This window comes from Bacillus sp. Medicinal_06, from assembly GCF_056711665.1.
In genome coordinates this window covers 80,009-101,223 of sequence record NZ_JBWYHD010000009.1, presented here as the reverse complement: position 1 = coordinate 101,223, position 21,215 = coordinate 80,009, and the positions used below count along the sequence as shown (strand labels likewise).

The following is a 21,215-nucleotide window of genomic DNA, read 5'->3' as shown; positions in this document are numbered from 1 at the left end:
CATTTAAGCTTTTTTAAATCGTGCTTTTAGTTTGTCTAATAGCATAAAGAGAATTTCATCTTTCGCTATGAATAGGATAAGTGCATAAGCGAATCCACATGCTAACATTGTGATGATAACTTGTAGGATTTGTCCTGAAATTATTGTATTCACTAAGAATGATATTGGTAAAAATGTCAGTGAATAAAACAGGTATCGTAGCTTTTGCATGTCGAACAATGTGTAATTTACTTTTAATTTCTTTTTTACATAAATATATTCGAATATAATTAATAAACAGTTAGCAATTGTTGTTGTGAAAATTGCTGTTGTTGGTGTAAGTACATCAAAGTATATAAGCGCAATATTAGATGCAAGGTTTATGAAACCGCAAATGAATAAAAAGCGTACTAAAATACTTTCTTTCTTTTTCACGTAAATAATTTGGTTTGATAAAATAGATTCAATTCCTACTGAAATCATATAAAATGCAAACACGATTAAGGTGTTACCAGCTCCAGCAAATTCATTTCCGCCGTAAATGACAACAGCTCCATGAGCAATAAGCATTAATCCAATCGCTGCAGGAAACAGAGTAATGAAATATACTTTTGAGATTTTATTTAGTAATGATTCATATTCTCCTTCAGTTGCGTTACCTGATAAATAGGAGAGTCTTGGAATTGTAACTTGTACAACACTTAACATAAGTGTATTAATAATGGTCATAATTTGAAAGGCCATTACATAGAAAGCAACTTCAGCTTTTCCGGCATATTCTCCTAGAACAAGGCGATCTAGCTGTGTGTATAGAATATTAGCGTTTGAAAAGATAACAACTAAAAATAAAGGCTTTAAATGTGGAATAATTGTTAAATTGGAAAAATCAAACTTAACTTGTCGTTTCACATATATAAAACTAATCGTATGGTTTAAAAATGTTGATAGAACTAATAAACCGGCAAATTGCTTATAGTCATCTGCTCCATGAATAAAAGTGAAAAGAAGCACAACATAAATCAGACGAACAATAACGGTTTTTTTCGTAATAAAATCATAATTCTCATGTGCTTCATTAAACCACTCTACATAAAATAAATTTGCAATAAAGTTGAATCCGAAAATGAGAAGTACAGGAAATAAATCTTGGTTTCCGTATCCAATATAACTAAAGAGTGAAAATGCTATTAAAGCCAGAATACTGGTTGTAAAGTTAATCACATATAGACTCGTGAATAATTGTGAAACTTTCTTTTTATCATTTTTCACTAAGCTAATTTCACGCAATCCATATTGATATACACCAAATACAGCAAAAATGAAAAAATAATTAAAAATCGTTTCAGCAAAGTTAACAGTTCCCATTGAATCAGCACCGAGCATCCTGTATGCGTAAGGGCCTACTAGAATTGGGAGAATAATATTAAAGGTATTCAGCAATATTTTATAAAAAATATTTGAGACAAGTGACTTTTGCATAATTTCACCTTTCCACACAAATGAAAGTTAAATACGTATCTTTCATAATCATTGTATTAATTATTGAAATAGATTCCTTCTGCATGTTCTATAGGAAGTAATTCAATATTAGAAGCAGAGTTAGAAGAATCCCAATCTGCATTTTTAATCATATAATTTGGTCCATAATTGTCTGTTAAATACTGCTCATAATTACTAGGAACAGCAAATGTTTCACCTTTAAACGAGATTGCTCCCATGTCTGCGAATGTAGAGACGGCCTTTTTTGTTTTCCAGCCAGTTGAAACACGGTATGTTTCATGATCTTCGAACACTACATTTTTACCGCCTTCGAAGAAATAGCACCATATTTTATGATTTGCTTCTTTAAAGTAATAGAAAATATCAACGTATACGCCGTTATATACATATGTTTCCTCTACTGTTTTTTCATCAATTATAAATGCTCTTTCTTTTATAAATCCTCTTTGTTTCATTTGGTCTTCAATAGCTTGTCTCATATTTTCATCTACGTAAAAAGCTCCAACATCAATATCATCGTCGTGTCCGATAAAATCTTTTTCACGTACAGCGCCTAATAAAGTCCCATAATCTAACCAAAATGTATGACCGGCAGCTTCAAACGCTTCCTGCATTAGGATGAGTGCTTTTAATCCGTACTGCTCCATATTTGCTCTTCGAATACGGAGTGTTTTATTTTGAGAATATTTTTTAATAGCAGGAATTGATTTTACTTTGCTATAAAGTGGATTGTTTTTAATTCGTTGTATAAGCTTCAAGAGATTTCCTCCATATTCAATAAATTAGTATTGGTAGTCAATAACTACGGATATAAGTGTACCGCACATAAACTTTGTAAATCAACTATTGGTTAGGAAGATATATGAAGTAGATAAAACGAATGATATGGGTTTTGTAAAAAGATATGTTTGGATAAATATAAATACGGATTGAAAGACCAACATAAAACCATTCCTTTTAGGTGGGAGAGAGAATCTGCTCATGTACAGGGTCATTGCCTTTTTTAGCCCTATGCTATGTAAAAACAGAAGGAGAAAATGAGTGAAAGTCTCTTTCTGTTCTTCATAGCCACAATTTATATGTTGGAAAATCAAGTTGGATTCATATATATTTTAAAAAATAGCGAATATAGTGGACCTATATTCGCTAAGAGAGTATCAACCTTTTTGAAAGAAGTTTTAATTTATGCGTTCCAAGGTTTATTCAATGTTAATACATCGGCCATTTCTCTACTTTTTGTACGGTTATCTTTTCTACTTTGTGCACGTTCTTTTCCTGTTTTATGTAACCAATGTTCTTCTTCTGTTTCTGGTAGCACCTGTGGTACAGAAGATGGCTTTCCATCTTTTAGTGCTACGAATGTAATGAAGCAAGTTGCAGCGATACGGCGTTCTCCTTCTAATAAATTTTCTGCAACGACTTTCACAAATACTTCCATAGAAGATCTCCCGGTGTAGCAAACGAATGCCTCATAGCAAACGGAATCCGTTTGGTGGATTGGGGTTAAAAAGTCTACGGAATCAATGGAAGCTGTTACGCAATGTTTTCGGCTATGTCTTGCTGCTGCGATAGATGCGATACTATCAATTTCCGCTAATAATTTTCCGCCAAATAATGTTTGATGGTTGTTTAAATCGTTTGGAAAAACACGCGTTGTTTTAATTGCTTTTGATTCTCTCATAAATTTCTTATCCATATAATCGACTCCTATTTATGTTTTCAATCAGAGTGGCATGCCTGTTTTCTGTATAAAAAAGGTTAGTGCCTTCTCTCGAATACAATTTGTTATTTCGATAATTGAGATTCGATAAGAAGTATACTTTATTAAAATAGAATAATATTGTATTTCTATTCGTATAACTGAAAGAAAATTTGTTTTGTATAGGTTGTAGTGTAAAAGAGGTTTCGCTTACATTGCAAGTGAAAAAGTAACTGTTATATTTTTATCATATAAAGTAAAACTTTAATCAGTGGTTTTTTCTCATCCCCCACTGATTATTAGCCCTCACCAATCGGGCTTTTATGGACAGTTCATTTCCCACCTAACTTTCCTTGCTTCCGCTGAATTTTGAGGTGGAGTGTTACTGTTCTAAAATAGCGGGATAAATTTTCTACCTGTCACAAGTCCATTCATGATAGAATCGTTTTGTCATGAATGGAAATAGAGGTGCAATATACATATGAATCATCTACAAACAGGATTTTCATCTTTTTTTAGTAAAATGATTATTGGAACTATGCTTGCCTTTTTTGTTTATTCTTGCTGGAACGCTTTTGAGGGAAGTAAGCAGTTTTTAGGAGGAAGTGCTACAAGTTTAGCGATTGTGCTCTCGATTTTCGTTATACTACTGTTACTTCTCTCTTCTATTTTGCAATATCGATTTACGGATAAACAGTTTCTCATTTTTCTAATGAGTATGACGGTGCTTATTAGACTTGGAGCAGTTCTCTTTTTTGATACTCCAGTTATAGGAGATATGAGGGCCATGTATGAGACTGCAAAACAAGTTGCGCTGGGAAGCGGTAATATAACTCTTGTTAGTCAAATACCTTTCATTATATATGAGTCAGTATTAATTCGTGTATTTGGCGATGCTACATTTGTGTTGCAATTATGTAATGTTTTATATTGCGCAGGAACAGCATTTTTCATTTATCGAATTGCGGCAATTTTATTTCAAGAAGAATGCGGTCGAATCGCGGCGGTGTTTTACTCACTATATTTGCCCAATATTCTTTCTTGTTCATTATTAACAGGGGAATCACTCTCTATATTTCTATTTTACTTTGCGAGTTACATCTTACTGCATAAAGGATTGAGTCATTCTTACACATGGGCATGTGCTGCGATACTATTTGCTCTTAGTAATATGATGTATCCAGTAGGGGTATTTATACTTACTTTAGTAATTATGTATGTCTTACTAGTGGAAATATTCCAAAGTGCAGATAAACAAAATGTATTGTTAAAACTGATCGGGGTTTTGGCTGTATTTTATGCTACTCATTTTGGTATCAACTATGGGATTCAAGCAATGGGAATAAAACAATATACCATTTCTAATGATGCGTATATGCAATCGGTTTTAATTGGGGAAGGGCGTAATAAACAAGAAACGGTTCAAGCAAAAAGCATGAAAGAACGCCTAAATCAAAATGTAAGTGAGTTAGAAACAGAACGGTTAGCTGTCGTTAAGCCAAGTGCAGATCAGCTATCTTCAGAAGGAATGAATGGGGCATTGCTAAAAGGTGAAAAACTCATCTTTATAGCTGTAACTTTATTTATGTCAATTGCGCTTTTACATTTTCTTATTCAGAAACAAAAGAGCGAAGGTTATATGTTTCTACTGTTACTTATAACTGGATATATTGGCATGAAACTTTTAAATAAGGATATGATACATAGTAATTTAACTATACCAAGTTTATTCATTCTACAAAGTTTAGGTGTCTATATGTTGTCATTCTATTGTCAAAAGCTATTTTTCAAAAAATAGAATAAAACCTTTTTGGAGCAGGATATTTTTATTCTGTATCTTTCGGGGACATACTGAGGTATATGAGAAAAGAAGACTCACCATTTTTTAAGTGGTGAGTTTTCTTTTTAGGCATAAATAAAGCGAATTCCCTTTGAATTCTCTTTATGACTTTTACCCCGCATTAACGAGCAGTAAGCCTCCCACCTCAAAATTCGGCAAAAGCAAAGAAGTTAGATGGGAGGTCAACTGCCCGTAAAAGCCCGATTGGTGAGGGCTAATAATCAGTGGGGAATGAAGAAAACCCCCACTGATTAAAGTTTCACTTTATTAGCATTTGCCTTTGCATGACTTTTAAAGAAGACTGGAAAATGCACATTATATATAACAGTGACTACACGTATGATGAATGTTACTAGTAAACAAATATAAAAGGCTAATACGTGTGCACCCATTTCATACGTAATTAGGAAACTAATTGCACCTAAAATAGAAGCAATTGCATAGATCTCTTTACGGAATACATAGGGAATATCTTGAGCACAAATATCACGCAAAATCCCTCCGCCAATACCTGTAATAACACCCATCGAAACAACTAAGAAGGAAGCATCGACGTGATGTGACATGGCAGCATTTGCGCCAATAGCAGTAAAAACGCCTAAACCGACAGCATCTGAAAGCATAATGACAACTTGAAGTTTATTAATACGTTCAAAAAACATACAAGTAAAGAGAGCTGCTAATACGCTAACAAAAAAGTAAATCGGTTGTACAAATGCAACGGGAGGTAGGTTACCAATCATAATATCACGAATAATTCCGCCACCAAGTGCAGTAGCTACAGCTAAACAAAGGACACCAAATAAATCTAAATCTTTCTTTAAACCAACTAATGTACCAGAAATGGCAGCGGCGATAATGCCGAGAAACGTAAATATTTCGATTAATAACATGGCTTTAATCCCTTCCTCTTAAAGATGTTCCAGAGCAAAATATACACTAAAGTTTTAGAAATAACAATTACTTTTCGTTACATGTAGAAAAAAAGAAAAAACGAGGAAAGAAAGCGTTTGAAAATACGGGATATGCAACATATAAGGAAGAGATTTATTATCTATTATCTATATAGATAGTAGTTGAAAATAGCAAGTGGTTAACTGAAAAATTATGTTATAATAAATATTTGAGACGAGTTAAAGGTTTATTGTAGATTGTATAAAGTGAGATAAGGTTATGATAGTTATGGGGGTTCGAGATGTTAGAAAATAATAGTTTAGGTAATAAATTTGGAAATCTTTTATTGATTTTCATTATGTTACAGCCAGTTTTAGACTTACTCACATCATTTTGCATCATGGTTTTGAAAATCGATACAACAATTGGAGTTATTACGCGTTTATTAGTAATGGCTCTTGGTGGAATCTATATTTTGCTTCAAGCAAAAGAAAAAGAAAATCGTAAATATATCATCTATTTAATAGTAGTAGGTGTTGTTTTTGCTATAGGTTTAGTAAATAATAAACTTGTCAAAAGCCCTATTATGTTAGGAGAAGAAGTTAAATTCATAGCAAAATCATTATACCCATTAATTATGCTTACTTGTTACATTTTTGTATTTAAATCATTAAGAGAAAAAACAAATGCGTATTCCAAAATGCGTAACTATATTGTGTATGCAACGTTAATTATAAATAGTATCATGGTTATTTCCATTGCGACAGGAACGGATTATAACAGCTACGAATGGGTGAAACTTGGTTCACGTGGTTGGTTCTATGCAGGAAATGAATTAGGCGCTATTTTAGCAGTTATATGTCCAATTGTTGTCCTATATTCAATTGAGAAAACAACAAGCATAGCGAAGAGTTATTTTTGGATTCCTTCTATTTTAATTATCTTCTCATTATTTGCTGTTGGTACAAAGGTTGGTTTTGGAGCAATTTTTGGTACAATGGTTGTTGCTGTTTTCATGTGCTATGTTCAAGCATTCCTGCAGCGTAAAGATAGAAAGAAGAAGCCATATTTATTGAATGGTATTCTAGCAACTGTCGTTTTTGCTGGAGTATTAGCGTATACACCATTTTCACCATTCTTAAAAAATATAGGACTTCACTTCCAAATTTTTGAGCAAAAACAAGAAGCGAAAAAGGCAGAAGAAAAGAAAGAAGAAAAGAAACAAAATAAACCTTCTGTTACAAAAGAGGAACAAGAAAAAGAAATAGCGAAAGAAAAAGAAGTAGAGAAAAAAGAAGAAACACAAGCAATTATTTTTAGTGGGCGTGAGCTATTCCAACAAATGTACAAAGACTACTATGCAAAAGCTCCAACATCTCAAAAATTATTAGGCATGGGGTATGCTGGGAATTTCAAAGAATATCCGAAGCTAATTGAACGAGATTTTCATGATTGGTTCTATTCATTTGGAATTGTCGGTTTCGCTCTACTTTTAATCCCATTCTTATACTTCGGTGTGAAAATTCTTCTCGTACTAGTAACTAGATTTAAGGATGTATTTACAGTCAAATACGGATTATTAGCAACTGCATTAGGTTTAGCGCTGGGTATCGCATTTATAGCGGGACATGTATTAACGGCGCCTGGAGTAAGTATTTATTTTGCTGTAATCTTTGCATATTTAATTGTTGATTTAGAAATTGAATGATAGAAAAATAAAAGCTAGCGTCACGTTAGCTTTTATTTTTTGTTATAGTAATTATAAGAGAACATAAAGATGGAGGAAGACAGAGATGAAAGTGTTGCATATGAATGCTGGAGCAGAAGAAGGTGGCGGGAAAACTCACATTATTTCACTTTTGTCGCAATTTCCAAAAGATGAAGTTGAATTACTTGTGTTTGAAGAAGGTGCAATTGCTAGAGAAGCAAGAGAGCTTGGAATTAAGGTGCACGTTTTTTCCCAATCATCTCGTTATGACATATCAATTCTTTCCAAAATACGTACGTTTATTAACGAAGAACACTTTGATATTGTACATACACATGGTGCGCGCGCGAACTTTTATCTTTCTCTTCTAAAAAGGAAGATACGTGCAAAATGGGTAACAACAGTTCATAGTGATCCAACTCTTGATTTTATGAAGCGCGGTTTAAAAGGTTGGATTTTTACAAAGTTAAATTTGCAATCTTATAAGAAAGTGGATTTATTTTTTGCCATTACGGAACGTTTTAAGAAAAATACAGTAGCACTAGGTGTGCCAGAAGATAAAATTTGTACCGTTTATAACGGGATTGAGTATGATAACCTTCCAACAAAGCCTTATAATATGAAAGATGAATTAGGTGTACAAGAAGGGACCTTTATTGCCATTCAAGTAGCCCGTCTTCATCCTGTAAAAGGACATAATATTTTATTTGATGCCTTGCAAAAACTAACAATTCCTAACATTAAGGTATTATTAGTTGGAGATGGCCCAATTGAAACAGAATTGAAAGAGACAGTAAGGCAGAAAGGCTTAGAAGATAAAGTGATGTTTTTAGGGTATCGTTCGGATGTTAAAGAATTATATGCATCCTCTCATATTAATTTATTAACTTCTTATAGTGAAAGCTTCCCACTTGTATTATTAGAAGCAGCAAATCAACGCTTAACCTCTATTGCAACAAATGTTGGTGATATGGAAGAGTTGATTGTTGATCATACATATGGATGGATTGTACCAATTGGTGATGTGCATGCATTAGCAAGTGCATTAGAGGAAAGCTATAAGAAATGGATGAATGGTGAATTAGCATCGATGGGTGAACGTTTGTATGAGCATGCTTCTTCTCATTTCTCATTACGAAATCTATATGAAGATACTCATAAAGCATATAAAAAACTTTTATTGAAATAGAGAGGATTATAATTATGGCAGTACAAACAGTTGATATTTTAGGTGTCCCTTTCTCTACGATGACAATGGAAGAGACAATTCAATATATCATGAAGCAGTTAGAATTAGAACAAACTCATACATTTCAAGTTGTAACAGCGAATCCGGAAATTGTAATGTGTGCGAAAAAAGATCCAAGTTTTCATCAAACACTTTTGAAAACTGATTTAATCACACCAGATGGTATTGGAGTTGTAAAAGCAAGCGGCATGCTAGGCACGCCATTAAAAGAGCGTGTAGCAGGTTTTGATTTAATGAGTGATTTATTTGGGGCGTTGTCGAAAGAGAATAAATCTGTATCTGTTTTTTTACTTGGAGCAAAACCGCATGTTGTGAAAGGTGCTGCTGATCATTTAACAAAAACATATTCAGCTGTATCTATTGTAGGAACACAAGATGGATATTTCAAGCAAGAAGAGGAAGAAGATATTATTTCTCGTATTCAAGAAGCAAAGCCAGATCTATTACTTGTAGCACTTGGGTTCCCAAGACAAGAAAACTTTATCCAAAATAATAAACATCGTTTGCAAGCAAAGGTAGCTGTTGGTGTAGGCGGTAGTTTGGACGTTTGGGCAGGAGAAGTAAAACGTGCACCAAAATGGATTCAAGCCATTCATTTAGAATGGTTTTACCGTCTATGTAGTAATCCGACGCGTTGGCGTCGTCAGCTTGTATTAGCTGAATTTCTAAAAGCAGTGATGCGTTCGAAAAAGTAGCGAAATATCGCTGCTTTTTTTATTTTTGAAAGTTGAATATGTGGCATTCTTAACCTTCATTTTATCCCGCTATTTTAGGGGAGTAAGACCCACGCCTCAAGATTCAGAGGAACACGAAGAAGATAAGTGGAGAATCATTGCTCGTAAAAGCCCAATTGTTGAGGGCAAACCATTAGTAAAACCCTACTAATGGAAGCTCCACTTTATGGGAAGATTAAAAAGGAACCTTTAAGTAAAAATAGGGATGAAATTATTTTACTTATACAATACACACATGTAAAATGATGTGTAAAGACACCTGTGTAAGGAGGACTTCTTGTGGGGAATGTAAAAGAAATTTCAAAGCGCAAGCTTCTTGGAATAGCGGGGCTAGGTTGGCTATTTGATGCAATGGATGTGGGTATGCTTTCATTTGTCATCGTTGCACTGCAAAAAGAATGGGGACTAAGTAGCCAAGAGATGGGCTGGATAGGAAGTATCAATTCTATCGGGATGGCTGTTGGTGCACTCGCATTTGGGATACTAGCGGATAAGATGGGAAGAAAATCGGTCTTTATTATAACGTTATTATTATTTTCTATCGGTAGCGGCTTAACGGCATTAACAACAACATTGACTATGTTTCTCATATTACGCTTTTTAATTGGTATGGGCCTTGGCGGGGAATTACCAGTTGCTTCCACGCTTGTATCTGAAAGTGTGGAAGCTCATGAACGTGGAAAAATTGTTGTATTACTAGAAAGTTTTTGGGCGGGTGGCTGGTTAATTGCAGCTTTAATTTCTTATTTTGTCATTCCAAACTACGGTTGGCAAATAGCGATGGTATTAAGTGCGATCCCCGCTTTTTATGCGTTATATTTACGATGGAATTTACCGGATTCACCAAGGTTTGAAAAGGTTGAGAAAAAACAATCTGTTCTTGCAAATATAAAAGCGGTTTGGTCTGGAGAATATAGAAAAGCAACGATTATGCTATGGGTTTTATGGTTCTGTGTGGTCTTTTCTTATTATGGCATGTTCCTTTGGTTGCCAAGTGTGATGGTGTTAAAAGGATTTAGTTTAATAAAGAGTTTCCAGTATGTGTTAATTATGACATTGGCACAGCTTCCAGGGTATTTTACTGCTGCATGGTTTATTGAACGCCTCGGTCGTAAATTTGTATTAGTTACGTATTTAATTGGCACAGCATGTAGTGCTTACGTCTTTGGAGTAGCTGAATCGCTCACGACATTGTTAGTAGCAGGAATGTTATTATCCTTCTTTAATCTAGGAGCATGGGGTGCACTATATGCATATACACCTGAGCAATATCCGACAGTGATTCGCGGTACTGGGGCTGGTATGGCTGCAGCATTTGGTCGTATTGGTGGTATTCTTGGTCCGTTGTTAGTAGGTTACCTTGTTGCTTCTCAAGCTTCTCTCTCTTTGATCTTTACAATCTTTTGCAGTTCCATTTTAATAGGGGTGCTTGCAGTGGTTGTACTTGGACAGGAAACGAAGCAAAGAGAATTAGTATAACAAAGGAAGGAGGTCCAAAAGACTTCCTTCCTTTGTTATTATTGAGAAGAAGAGTAGCTTATTCAATAGAAAATATGCATAGAAAAAGGGATTGTTTCGTACTAAAGCGAATGTATACAACAAGACATATGGACAAAACAATTAGGTGGTTGGGCAGATGAAAATTTTACTTATCATGGAAGAGACAGAAAATAGAAATCGATTAATTGAGATATTTACAGAAAATATTCGAAATATAGAGTGTTTTGAAGCAAGAACAGGGATGGAGTCTTTACAAGTAGCCAAAAAGCATATTCCTGATTTTATTTTTTTAGATACAAAATTAAAGGATGGCACAGGATTTGAATTCTCTAGCTTATTACAGCAATTAAGTAGCGATACAAAGTTTATTTTTATAGGTGAGAATATAGAAGAGGCGATAACAGCCTTTCGCTTCCAAGCGTTTTATTATTTATTACGACCTTTTCATGCGGAAGATTTACAATTTCTTTTGCATAGACTAGAACAAGAAAAAGGAAAGAGTATAAAAAATCATTTGCGCAAACTTCCGATTGAAAGTCATGAAGGAATTACGTATCTTTTCCCAGAGAATATAGTATATGTAAGTAAAAATAAGGAGAATAAAACTGTCTCAATATATACAACAAATAATCAGTATATTTCAACATACACACTCCAAGAATTAGAAAATAAATTAACAGCATATGATTTTTTGCGCGTTCATAAAAGTTATTTAATAAATGTTATGTATGTTCAAGAACTAAAGCCTTATTATAACGGAACTTATAATCTTTATTTAGAAAGGTATGATGAGCAGCCGATTCCTGTTAGTCGAAATTATGTAAAACGACTTCGAAATAAAATTGAATTATGACAAGTCATAGGTGAATTTCAACATGTTAACATAAGAATCCTTCATGATAAGGAGGATTCGACTAAAATATTCAGAAAATTTAGTACAATCTCCACTAAGAAGTAGTATAGGGGGGATTGTATGTGAAGGCATTTAAGTCAATTTTACTTTGGGGTGTAATCGCAGCAATAGGAGCAGCTGGATTTGGTGTCATTGCTTTATCACAAGGCGAAACGATTAATGCTGTATGGTTATTAGTCGCAGCGGTTTCTGTATATGCGGTTGCGTATCGTTTTTATAGTAGATTTATCGCACGAAAAGTATTTGAACTAGATAATAATCGACAAACACCTGCTGAGACGCTAAATGATGGGAAGGATTATGTTCCAACAAATAAATGGGTATTATTTGGACATCACTTTGCGGCAATTGCTGGAGCGGGCCCGCTAGTAGGTCCAATTTTAGCAGCGCAGATGGGATATTTACCAGGAACAATTTGGATTATTGTTGGAGTTGTAATTGCTGGAGCAGTACAAGATTTTGTTATTTTATTTGCTTCAATGAGACGTAATGGAAAATCATTAGGTGAAATGATTAAAGATGAGATTGGTCCTGTAACAGGATTGATTGCGATGATTGGTATTTTAGGTATTATGATTATTTTATTAGCGGTATTAGCTTTAGTAGTTGTGAAAGCGCTTGTTGGTAGCCCTTGGGGAATGTTTACAATCGCAGCGACAATTCCAATCGCTATTTTAATGGGTATTTATATGCGTTACATTCGTCCTGGACGAGTTGGGGAAGGATCCGTTATCGGTATTATTTTACTTCTTTTATCTCTTGTGGGAGGACAGTATGTAGCTGAGAATCCTACACTTGCAAGTATGTTTACTTTTAGTGGTGAAACAATTGCAATTATGCTTATTGTATACGGTTTCATTGCGTCTGCATTACCGGTGTGGATGCTCTTAGCTCCACGTGATTATTTAAGTACCTTTTTAAAAGTGGGTACGATTGTTGGGTTAGCAATCGGGATCCTCATTGTAGCGCCAGACTTACAAATGCCAGCTGTGTCCAAGTTTATTGACGGAACAGGACCAGTGTTTTCTGGAAATCTATTTCCATTTTTATTTATTACAATTGCATGCGGGGCTGTATCAGGGTTCCATGCTTTAGTTTCTTCTGGTACGACGCCGAAGATGATCGAAAGAGAAGGACATGCCCAGCCAATTGGTTACGGGGCAATGCTAATGGAATCGTTCGTTGCAGCGATGGCAATGATTGCGGCTTGTGTATTAACACCAGGAACGTACTTTGCAATTAACAGTCCAGCAGCTCTTATCGGGACCGATGTCTCACAAGCGGCTCAAGTAATTTCTTCTTGGGGATTCACGATTACACCAAATGAATTAAAAGAACTGGCTGTAAACGTTGGTGAACAAACGATATTATCTCGTACGGGAGGAGCACCAACATTAGCGATTGGAATGGCCTATATCTTTTCACAAGTAATTGGTGGCACTGCGATGATGGCGTTCTGGTATCACTTTGCTATTTTATTCGAAGCGCTATTTATTTTAACTACAATTGATGCTGGTACACGTGTAGGACGATTTATGATCCAAGATATTTTAGGACACGTATATAAACCGTTTGCGAAAACAGATTCTACACTGGCTAATGTGATTGCAACAACGTTATGTGTGTTGGGGTGGGGATACTTCTTATACCAAGGTGTAGTTGATCCACTCGGTGGTATAAATACATTATGGCCACTCTTTGGAATTGCTAACCAAATGCTAGCTGGAATCGCTTTATTACTTGGAACAACGATATTGTTCAAAATGGGGAAAAAGGCATATGTTTGGGTTACACTTATCCCAACGGTAGGCTTGTTGATTGTGACGATGACAGCTGGCTATCAAAAATTATTTCATGAGAATCCGAAAATTGGATTTTTATCGCATGCAAAAGTATTTCAAAATGCTTTAGATGACGGGAAAATACTAGCACCAGCCAAAAATGTGGCACAGATGAAGCAAATTATTTTCAATGATTATATCGATGCAGCACTTTGTGGGATTTTCATGGTAGTTGTTATCGCAGTTCTTATTTCTGCGATTCGTATATGGATTAAAGTGTTGCAAAATAAAGCAACACCATTAAAAGAAGCGCCATATATTTCAAGAGATGAAAGTGAGTCGAGAAACTATGCTTAAAAAATTGGGGAAGGTGTGGAAATCGCGAAAGCAATTTATTAGTTTGCTTGTTGGAGTACCAAGTTATGAAACGTATGTTATTCATATGAAACAGCACCACCCGGAAGAACCGATTCTATGTCAAAAACAGTTTTTTGCAGAGGCGCAAGAAGCTAGATTCAATGCGAAAGGTGGAAAAATATCAAGGTGTTGTTGAAGAGAAAGAGCGATTCGTCGCTCTTTTTTACTTTTTTTGTTGTTTCACGTGGAACAACAAAAAGGTAAAAAGTTTTGGGATTATAGAGATAAATTAGCATCATAAAAAACAAGCTATCCATGGATAGCTTGTTTTTTATTTCTTATACAAGTTCTTTTCCAGCAGCAAATTTACGATATGCACCGTGATGTGTTGGTCCGATGTATTCGTTTAATTTGAAAGAGTAACGAATTGCAGCTGTGATGAATTCTTTTGCGATTGCTACAGCCTCTTTTACAGATTTACCTTTTGCAAGTTCAGCTGTAATTGCTGCAGAGTATGTACAACCTGCGCCGTGTGTATTTGTTGTATCAATTTTCTCTGATTCTAGAAAATCGAATGTTTCTCCATCGTACAATACGTCAATTGCAGTTTCTGTACCTAATTTGCTACCACCTTTAATTAATACATATTTTGCACCTAAAGCATGAATTTTTTTAGCAGCTTCTTTCATGTCTTCAAGTGAATTAATTTTTACACCGCTTAATTGGTAGGCTTCAAATAAGTTTGGTGTAACAACTAATGCTTTTGGAACAAGTACATCGCGTAAGCAATCATTTGTTTCGGGATGCAACGCTTCATCTGCACCTTTACAAACCATAACTGGGTCTACGACTACATTTTGTAGATTATGCTTTTCAATTGTTTCAGCAACCATTTCAATGATTTCAACAGATCCAAGCATACCTGTTTTTAAAGCATCAACACCAACACCTTCAATTGTTGTTTCTAATTGTGGTTTGAGTGTAGAAGCAGGAATAGGGAATACGTTATGTGCCCAGCCGTTATGCGGATCCATCGTTACGATTGTTGTAAGAGATGTCATGCCGTATACACCAAGTTCTTGGAACGTTTTTAAATCTGCTTGTATACCAGCACCACCGCTTGTGTCAGAACCAGCGATTGTAAGTGCCTTGTTTAATGTCATTGTGAAAGCCCCCTCAGGTGATATAATGAAAACTACATTTTTAACCATTATATCAATGTTGTGAATAAGTAAAAAGTGAAAAAGTAGTTAGCTTGGTTGAAAAGATATTGAATTTGGTACAATGAGAAAAGAAAATATTGTATGTAGGAGACAATTTATGTTTCAAGAAAACCGTATAAGTGAATTAGCTATATTAAAAGAGATTGCAGAAACATTAAATACATCTAATGATACATATCATGTGTTGCAAGCAGTATTAGAGAAGTTATTGCATGTAACAGGATTAACAACAGGATGGATTTTTCTTGCTGATGAAAATGGTAGGTATACAAAGTTAATTGATTATCATTTACCAGCAGCGCTTTCTTTTCAAAATAAAAGGCCAATGTGTGAAGGAGAATGTTGGTGTTTACGCCGTTTTGTAGAGGGGAAATTAGAGCGAGCTGTTAATATTATTGAATGTAAACGAATTAACAACGCGGTTGAAAATAATTGGGGTGACACTGAGGGGATCCTTCATCATGCAACTGTCCCATTAAAAGCTGGTGGAGAAGATTTTGGGGTTTTAAATGTTGCAGGTCCAGGGAAAATACATTTTTCTGAAGAAGAACTTATGCTGTTGCAATCGGTTGCTTTGCAAATTGGGACAGCTTTAAAAAGAACGAAACTATATGAAAATGAAAAGAAACGAGCTCATTATTATGTGAAACTAGAGCGATTTATTCAGGAACTAAGAAAAATTCATAAATTAAGTACATTGCCAGAAGAAGTTGTGAAACAAGTGGGAGATGTATTTCTATGGGAGCCAGTTTCATTTTTTATAAAAGAGGAAAAGCTCTCTATGCGAGCTTGCTATAAGAAGCATACAGTACAAGTGGATTTTGGCTTAGAGAGGGCAGCGAAGGAAGCGATAGAAAAAAATCGACCTATTTTAATGAAAAGACAAGTGGGAAATAGCGTTCATCCTAATGGTTCTATTATTGCAGCTCCAATACATATTCGAAATCATGTGTTCGGCGTTTTATGTGTGAGTTCAAACAAGGGTGAGTTTGATACAAATGCCGTAGATGTTCTTCAAGCGTTAACGAATCATATTTCATTAATGATTGAGAATTTACGATTAAACCAGCAGCGCCGTGAGCTTGTCCGAATGGAAGAACGAAACCGCTTGGCAAGGGATTTGCATGATTCAGTTTCACAAAAGCTATTTTCATTAACCTTCATGACGAAGGGCGCAGAAGCTGTTTTGAAGGGACAAAATGAAAGAGTAGATCAATCTCTTTATGAGATGAGAGAGTTAGCGCAAGGTGCCTTAAAAGAAATGCGGACACTTATTTGGCAACTTCGCCCAGAAGGATTAGAAAAAGGATTACTGCCCGCTTTAAAGCAATATGGTGAAAATTTAGGTTTGAAAATACGTGAACAGGTTACAGGTGTGCGCGATTTACCACGTGTAGTGGAAGAAACGCTATGGCGAATTGGGCAAGAAGCGTTAAATAATGTGAGTAAACATGCGGGAGTAACAGAGGCCACAATTTATTTGAGAGTGACGGAGAAAGAAGTGTCTTTAGAGATAGTTGATTACGGGCTTGGTTTTATAGAAAAAGACATAAAAGAGAAAAAATCGCTCGGTATGACAACAATGCGTGAGCGCGCAGGGTTAATTGGCGGATGTATTACAATTGTAAGTGAGAAAAATCGAACGAGTATAAAAGTTATCGTACCATTATAATGCTATGTGAAAATGAGGGAAATTCGTGAAGATAAAAGTATTATTAGTTGATGATCATACAGTTGTTTTAAAAGGATTAGCATTTTTTTTAAGCACGCAAGAAGATTTGGAGCTAGTTGGAGAAGCAAATAACGGAAAAGAGGCACTAATGAAAGTAGGAGAGGTGCAGCCAGATGTTGTACTAATGGATTTATATATGCCAGAGATGGATGGGATTGAAGCAACTGCGTGTATAAAAAAAGAGTATCCAAATGTAAAAGTGCTCGTATTAACTAGTTTTTCGGATCAAGCACATGTGTTACCAGCCTTAAAGGCTGGAGCAAGTGGATACATTTTAAAAGATGTCGAGCCGGATCAACTTGTGGAAGCCATCCGTAGTGCATACAAAGGAAATATTCAACTTCATCCTGATATAGCCAGTAGCCTTCTTTCTCAAACGTTGCCGCAAGAAGAGAAACAGGAGTTATCAAATATTCATGTAGATGTACTAACGGCAAGGGAGAATGAAGTATTACAGCTCTTGGCAAAAGGAATGAGTAATAAGGAAATTGCATCTGTTTTAGTTATTACCGAAAAAACAGTAAAAGCCCATGTAAGTAGTATTCTAAGTAAATTAAGTCTATCGGATCGTACACAAGCAGCTTTATATGCAGTGAAAAATGGGATCGTATAAGACAAAAGTCGTAGGACCTAGTTCGCCTTTAGGAGGCGGACTTTTTTTTTGAAAAGATACGTCCATGTGAGGAAGAAATGAAAGAAGAGAGAGGATAAAATGGTATTTGTAAGCAACAACAATTACAAGGGGTTGTCCCTTTTTAGCGAGTAAATAATAAACAACGTAAGAGTAAGTATTAGGAGGAAAATAAAACATGACAACAGTTTTATTCGTAAAGGCTAACAACCGCCCAGCGGACCAAGCGGTTAGCGTGAAATTATATGAAACATTTTTAGCAAGCTACAAAGAATCACATCCAAATGATACAGTGGTAGAACTTGATTTATATAATGAAGAGTTGCCATATGTAGGCGTAGATATGATTAATGGTACATTTAAAGCTGGTAAAGGGTTTGACTTAACAGCAGAAGAAGCAAAAGCAGTAGCTGTTGCGGATAAATATTTAGATCAATTCCTTGCAGCTGACAAAGTGGTATTTGGTTTCCCATTATGGAACTTAACAATTCCAGCTGTACTACACACATATATTGATTACCTAAATCGTGCTGGAAAAACATTTAAATATACACCAGAAGGTCCGGTAGGTCTTATCGGTGATAAGAAAATTGCACTATTAAATGCACGCGGTGGTGTATATTCTGAAGGACCAGCAGCTGGCGTAGAAATGGCTGTTAAATATGTAGCAAGCATGATGGGCTTCTTCGGTGCAACAAATATGGAAACAGTGATCATTGAAGGTCATAATCAATTCCCAGATAAAGCAGAAGCAATTATTGCAGAAGGCCTTGAAAAAGCTGCTAAAGTAGCAAGTACATTTTAATTAAAAATATAATCGTCACTCAAACATGACAAGTACCCTTGCAGTATCAACGTTTTTAAGACGTTGGTGCTGCTTTTTTATTTTCGTTTGAGCTCATCTGCTAACTGTTTTAATTGCTCTCTACCCTGTATCAAATACATTCTTCCTTCTTTTTTTAACCAATTTTGCTGACAAAACTGCTTTAATACATATAAGAGATGACGATAACTAACGTTTAAGTATTCAGAGGCCTCTGTATGCTTTTCGAGATAACAATTGTTTTGCTCAGTTAACAGAATAAAAGCTGCTAATCGATTTTCTAAAGGGTAGTTATAGCTTCTTGCATATTGTTCAGTTCGAGTAAGTGTTTTTTCTCCAATAAATTTGCATAGCTGTTGTAAGAAGTATGCGTCTTGTAATAAGAGATGATGACAATCTTTTAGAGGAAGAGCTAGACAGATACATGATTCCATAGCTTCGATACCTTTTGTTATAGATTCGACTCCAATTAATCCTAATTCTCCAATAATTGACGGTGCTTTTACAAAGTCAATTAAGGAAATTCTCCCATTTTGATGGCTCATATATATTTTTGCTTTTCCAGAGATTAAGTAATAGAGATAAGGAAAGTCTTCTCCTTCGTTACAAATGGTTTCTTTCTTTTGAAACGAATGAATTTCTATATATGGAAAAATATCAAATGAGAAGAACGTTTGAAAATTGAAGCGTTGTACATAACTATAAATTTCATCTGAATTTTTTTCGATTTTCATTTTTTCACCTCTCATTTAGTATGAGATATCTCCTATTCTTTTTACAAGTGGGAGTGATACGATTTATTTGAGAATAAAAGAAAAAATGTGTTTTTATAGTGGAAAGGGAGAGAAACAACATGAAGAAATATCAAACATTACTATTTGATGTAGACGATACCTTATTAGATTTTAAAGCAGCTGAAAGAACGGCGTTACATTTACTTTTTGAGGAACAAAAAATCCCTTTAACTGATGAAATTACAGCACATTATAAAAGAATAAACCAAGGTCTGTGGAAATCCTTTGAGGAAGGAAAAATGGACCGAGATGAGGTAGTAAATACTCGATTTTCAATTTTATTTAAGGAGTACGGTCAGGAAGTTGATGGACCTTTGTTTGAACAGAATTATCGTAGTTATTTAGAAGAAGGGAATCAGCTTATTCAAGGAGCCTTTGAACTAATACAAGATCTCCAAAGCGAATATGATTTATATATTGTTACAAACGGTGTTTCCAAAACGCAAGATAAACGCCTGCGTAATTCGGGATTACATTCATTCTTTAAGGATATTTTTGTTTCAGAAGACACTGGTCATCAAAAGCCAATGAAGGAATACTTCGATTATGTTTTTGCACGAATTTCTAATTTCTCTGTGGAGAAAGGATTAATTATCGGTGATTCATTAAGTGCAGATATTAAAGGTGGGCAGTTAGCAGGATTAGACACATGTTGGTTTAATCCTGCTAAGAAGCCGAATCATATTGGAATTATTCCGACTTATGAAATACAAAGTCTTAATGAGCTTTATCAAATTTTACAATAATTACGATCTTCTTAGATTAAAACATGGTGTTATCCCTTTAAAGATTCTAAGGAAATTGGGAGAGTGTCTTGTGCAATAAGCCAAAGGAATAGAGGGAAATGAATTGGTTAAGGTATAGCTGTTATTGTAGAATAGTGAAAACTCGCGTTATGTACGTGAGTTTTTTTTCATATGAATGAATATAAGACTTATTGTGATTTTATAGTAAAATTTACCATGAGGGAGGGAGAGGTTTGGGTGTTTTTATTTATACTGCTTTAGCAGCATGTACCTGTATATTAATTATTTCGTTAATTTTGCAAAGGCAATTTCCGTATAAAAAATATGATGTTGTTTTGTCTACTATAATGATTGGAACGGGTATAGCCCTTATGCTTTATGGTGTTTATGGCGTTGAGATTTCGATTGGTAGAAATTTATGGTATATAGGGGTGTTCACAGTAATCGGGGCTGTAATGGGTACCTTTATAAATTTAGCTATAAAAATTGGAAGAAAACAAGATAGGTATAAATTCCATGTTGTTGGTCACATGATAGGCTTTTTAGCATGTGCCGTACAAGTCATAACTTATTTTTATCGAGAATATCGGTGGACTTCCTTTCATGTAGAACAGTTTTCTATTTTTATTATGGTTATGGTATCTATACTATTTGTTTGTATCGCAGTGTTTCTTCATCGAATTTTTTTTATGTGCGCTGCAATTTTTCCAAGTTTATATGCAATGATATACTTATCTATTCCTTTGATGATTGTTAGTAATAGCTTGCTTATAATAGCCGCTTTACTCATGACGATAGAGTATGAAAAGAAAAAACGTATAAGTAAACGTGTAGAATATTTTAGGGGGAAAGGTCAATTATAATAATAATTTTAATATAACTTTAATTTTCTGAATAAACAATAAAACAGTTAATAAAATCTTTTGTAAACATTCAGAAAAATAATTGACATTAGGAAATGATTGCTATAAAATCAACGGTAATTGCATAGTCTTATCAAGAAAAGGTGGAGGGACAGGCCCTATGAAACCTTGGCAACAGCCGTATCACGGAATTGTGCCAAATCCTGCAGGTAATAAACCCTGAGAGATAAGAAAGAGACTTTAGAGCGT

At 34.9% G+C, this 21,215-nt stretch carries 19 protein-coding genes and 1 riboswitch; of the genes, 13 read left to right on the top strand and 6 right to left on the bottom strand.

Annotated elements, in window-relative coordinates; all coding sequences use genetic code 11:
* Positions 1-3 precede the first annotated feature (3 nt).
* The 3 genes from AC1M36_RS20840 to AC1M36_RS20830 all read right to left on the bottom strand — a co-directional run bounded on the left by AC1M36_RS20840 (position 4) and on the right by AC1M36_RS20830 (position 3,175).
* On the bottom strand, positions 4-1,458 hold the full coding sequence (locus AC1M36_RS20840; protein ID WP_479846143.1) for an oligosaccharide flippase family protein: 1,455 nt from the start codon (positions 1,456-1,458) through the stop codon (positions 4-6).
* Positions 1,459-1,514: 56 nt separating this feature from the next.
* On the bottom strand, positions 1,515-2,237 hold the full coding sequence (locus tag AC1M36_RS20835) for a LicD family protein (RefSeq protein WP_336451467.1): 723 nt from the start codon (positions 2,235-2,237) through the stop codon (positions 1,515-1,517).
* A gap of 425 nt (positions 2,238-2,662) precedes the next feature.
* Complete coding sequence (locus AC1M36_RS20830; protein ID WP_336451468.1) at positions 2,663-3,175, bottom strand: acyl-CoA thioesterase; 513 nt, start codon at positions 3,173-3,175, stop codon at positions 2,663-2,665.
* A gap of 484 nt (positions 3,176-3,659) precedes the next feature.
* Between AC1M36_RS20830 and AC1M36_RS20825 the strand changes: the two genes are divergently transcribed.
* On the top strand, positions 3,660-4,976 hold the full coding sequence (locus AC1M36_RS20825; protein WP_336451469.1) for a hypothetical protein: 1,317 nt from the start codon (positions 3,660-3,662) through the stop codon (positions 4,974-4,976).
* Between the two features lie 293 nt (positions 4,977-5,269).
* Here the strand turns inward: AC1M36_RS20825 and AC1M36_RS20820 are convergent, their stop codons facing one another.
* A complete protein-coding gene (locus AC1M36_RS20820) occupies positions 5,270-5,911 on the bottom strand; it encodes a trimeric intracellular cation channel family protein (protein WP_174100878.1) in 642 nt (213 codons plus the stop codon).
* A 302-nt stretch (positions 5,912-6,213) separates the two neighbouring features.
* Here AC1M36_RS20820 and AC1M36_RS20815 point away from each other — a divergent pair, with 302 nt between their 5' ends.
* The 7 genes from AC1M36_RS20815 (at position 6,214) to AC1M36_RS20785 (ending at position 14,350) form a co-directional block, all read left to right on the top strand.
* Complete coding sequence (locus tag AC1M36_RS20815) at positions 6,214-7,620, top strand: O-antigen ligase family protein (RefSeq protein WP_336451470.1); 1,407 nt, start codon at positions 6,214-6,216, stop codon at positions 7,618-7,620.
* A gap of 85 nt (positions 7,621-7,705) precedes the next feature.
* Positions 7,706-8,809, top strand: coding sequence for a glycosyltransferase family 4 protein (locus AC1M36_RS20810; RefSeq protein ID WP_336451471.1), 1,104 nt, complete (start codon positions 7,706-7,708; stop codon positions 8,807-8,809).
* 14 nt (positions 8,810-8,823) lie between these two features.
* Complete coding sequence (locus AC1M36_RS20805; protein WP_336451472.1) at positions 8,824-9,564, top strand: WecB/TagA/CpsF family glycosyltransferase; 741 nt, start codon at positions 8,824-8,826, stop codon at positions 9,562-9,564.
* A 318-nt stretch (positions 9,565-9,882) separates the two neighbouring features.
* Positions 9,883-11,082 carry an MFS transporter gene (locus AC1M36_RS20800; RefSeq protein WP_336451473.1) on the top strand — a complete coding sequence of 400 codons (1,200 nt, stop codon included), beginning with the start codon at positions 9,883-9,885 and terminating at the stop codon, positions 11,080-11,082.
* Positions 11,083-11,239: 157 nt separating this feature from the next.
* Positions 11,240-11,956, top strand: a complete 717-nt coding sequence (locus AC1M36_RS20795) for a LytR/AlgR family response regulator transcription factor (protein WP_336451474.1) — start codon at positions 11,240-11,242, stop codon at positions 11,954-11,956.
* A gap of 122 nt (positions 11,957-12,078) precedes the next feature.
* Positions 12,079-14,154 carry a carbon starvation protein CstA gene (gene cstA, locus AC1M36_RS20790; protein WP_431613146.1) on the top strand — a complete coding sequence of 692 codons (2,076 nt, stop codon included), beginning with the start codon at positions 12,079-12,081 and terminating at the stop codon, positions 14,152-14,154.
* Positions 14,147-14,350: a YbdD/YjiX family protein gene (locus tag AC1M36_RS20785; RefSeq protein ID WP_336451476.1), complete on the top strand. Its 204-nt coding sequence runs from the start codon at positions 14,147-14,149 to the stop codon at positions 14,348-14,350. Before cstA ends, AC1M36_RS20785 begins: the two co-directional genes overlap by 8 nt.
* 142 nt (positions 14,351-14,492) lie before the next feature.
* Here AC1M36_RS20785 and pdxK read toward each other — a convergent pair whose 3' ends face one another.
* The gene (gene pdxK / locus AC1M36_RS20780) at positions 14,493-15,317 is read right to left on the bottom strand and encodes a pyridoxine/pyridoxal/pyridoxamine kinase (RefSeq protein WP_336451477.1); all 825 of its coding nucleotides are present in this window, start codon (positions 15,315-15,317) and stop codon (positions 14,493-14,495) included.
* 157 nt (positions 15,318-15,474) lie between these two features.
* Between pdxK and AC1M36_RS20775 the strand changes: the two genes are divergently transcribed.
* The 3 genes from AC1M36_RS20775 (at position 15,475) to AC1M36_RS20765 (ending at position 18,545) form a co-directional block, all read left to right on the top strand.
* Positions 15,475-17,049, top strand: coding sequence for a GAF domain-containing sensor histidine kinase (locus AC1M36_RS20775; protein WP_336451478.1), 1,575 nt, complete (start codon positions 15,475-15,477; stop codon positions 17,047-17,049).
* Between the two features lie 25 nt (positions 17,050-17,074).
* Positions 17,075-17,722 (top strand): response regulator transcription factor, encoded by a 648-nt coding sequence (locus tag AC1M36_RS20770; protein WP_336451479.1) that lies wholly within the window; start codon positions 17,075-17,077, stop codon positions 17,720-17,722.
* Between the two features lie 196 nt (positions 17,723-17,918).
* Positions 17,919-18,545, top strand: a complete 627-nt coding sequence (locus tag AC1M36_RS20765) for an FMN-dependent NADH-azoreductase (RefSeq protein WP_336451480.1) — start codon at positions 17,919-17,921, stop codon at positions 18,543-18,545.
* 77 nt (positions 18,546-18,622) lie between these two features.
* Here the strand turns inward: AC1M36_RS20765 and yeiL are convergent, their stop codons facing one another.
* Positions 18,623-19,297 (bottom strand): transcriptional regulator YeiL, encoded by a 675-nt coding sequence (gene yeiL, locus AC1M36_RS20760; RefSeq protein ID WP_336451481.1) that lies wholly within the window; start codon positions 19,295-19,297, stop codon positions 18,623-18,625.
* A 119-nt stretch (positions 19,298-19,416) separates the two neighbouring features.
* Between yeiL and AC1M36_RS20755 the strand changes: the two genes are divergently transcribed.
* On the top strand, positions 19,417-20,103 hold the full coding sequence (locus AC1M36_RS20755; protein WP_336451482.1) for a YjjG family noncanonical pyrimidine nucleotidase: 687 nt from the start codon (positions 19,417-19,419) through the stop codon (positions 20,101-20,103).
* A 233-nt stretch (positions 20,104-20,336) separates the two neighbouring features.
* Positions 20,337-20,966 (top strand): hypothetical protein, encoded by a 630-nt coding sequence (locus tag AC1M36_RS20750; protein WP_336451483.1) that lies wholly within the window; start codon positions 20,337-20,339, stop codon positions 20,964-20,966.
* Between the two features lie 127 nt (positions 20,967-21,093).
* Positions 21,094-21,199: riboswitch (SAM riboswitch) on the top strand.
* The last annotated feature ends 16 nt before the right edge of the window (positions 21,200-21,215 follow it).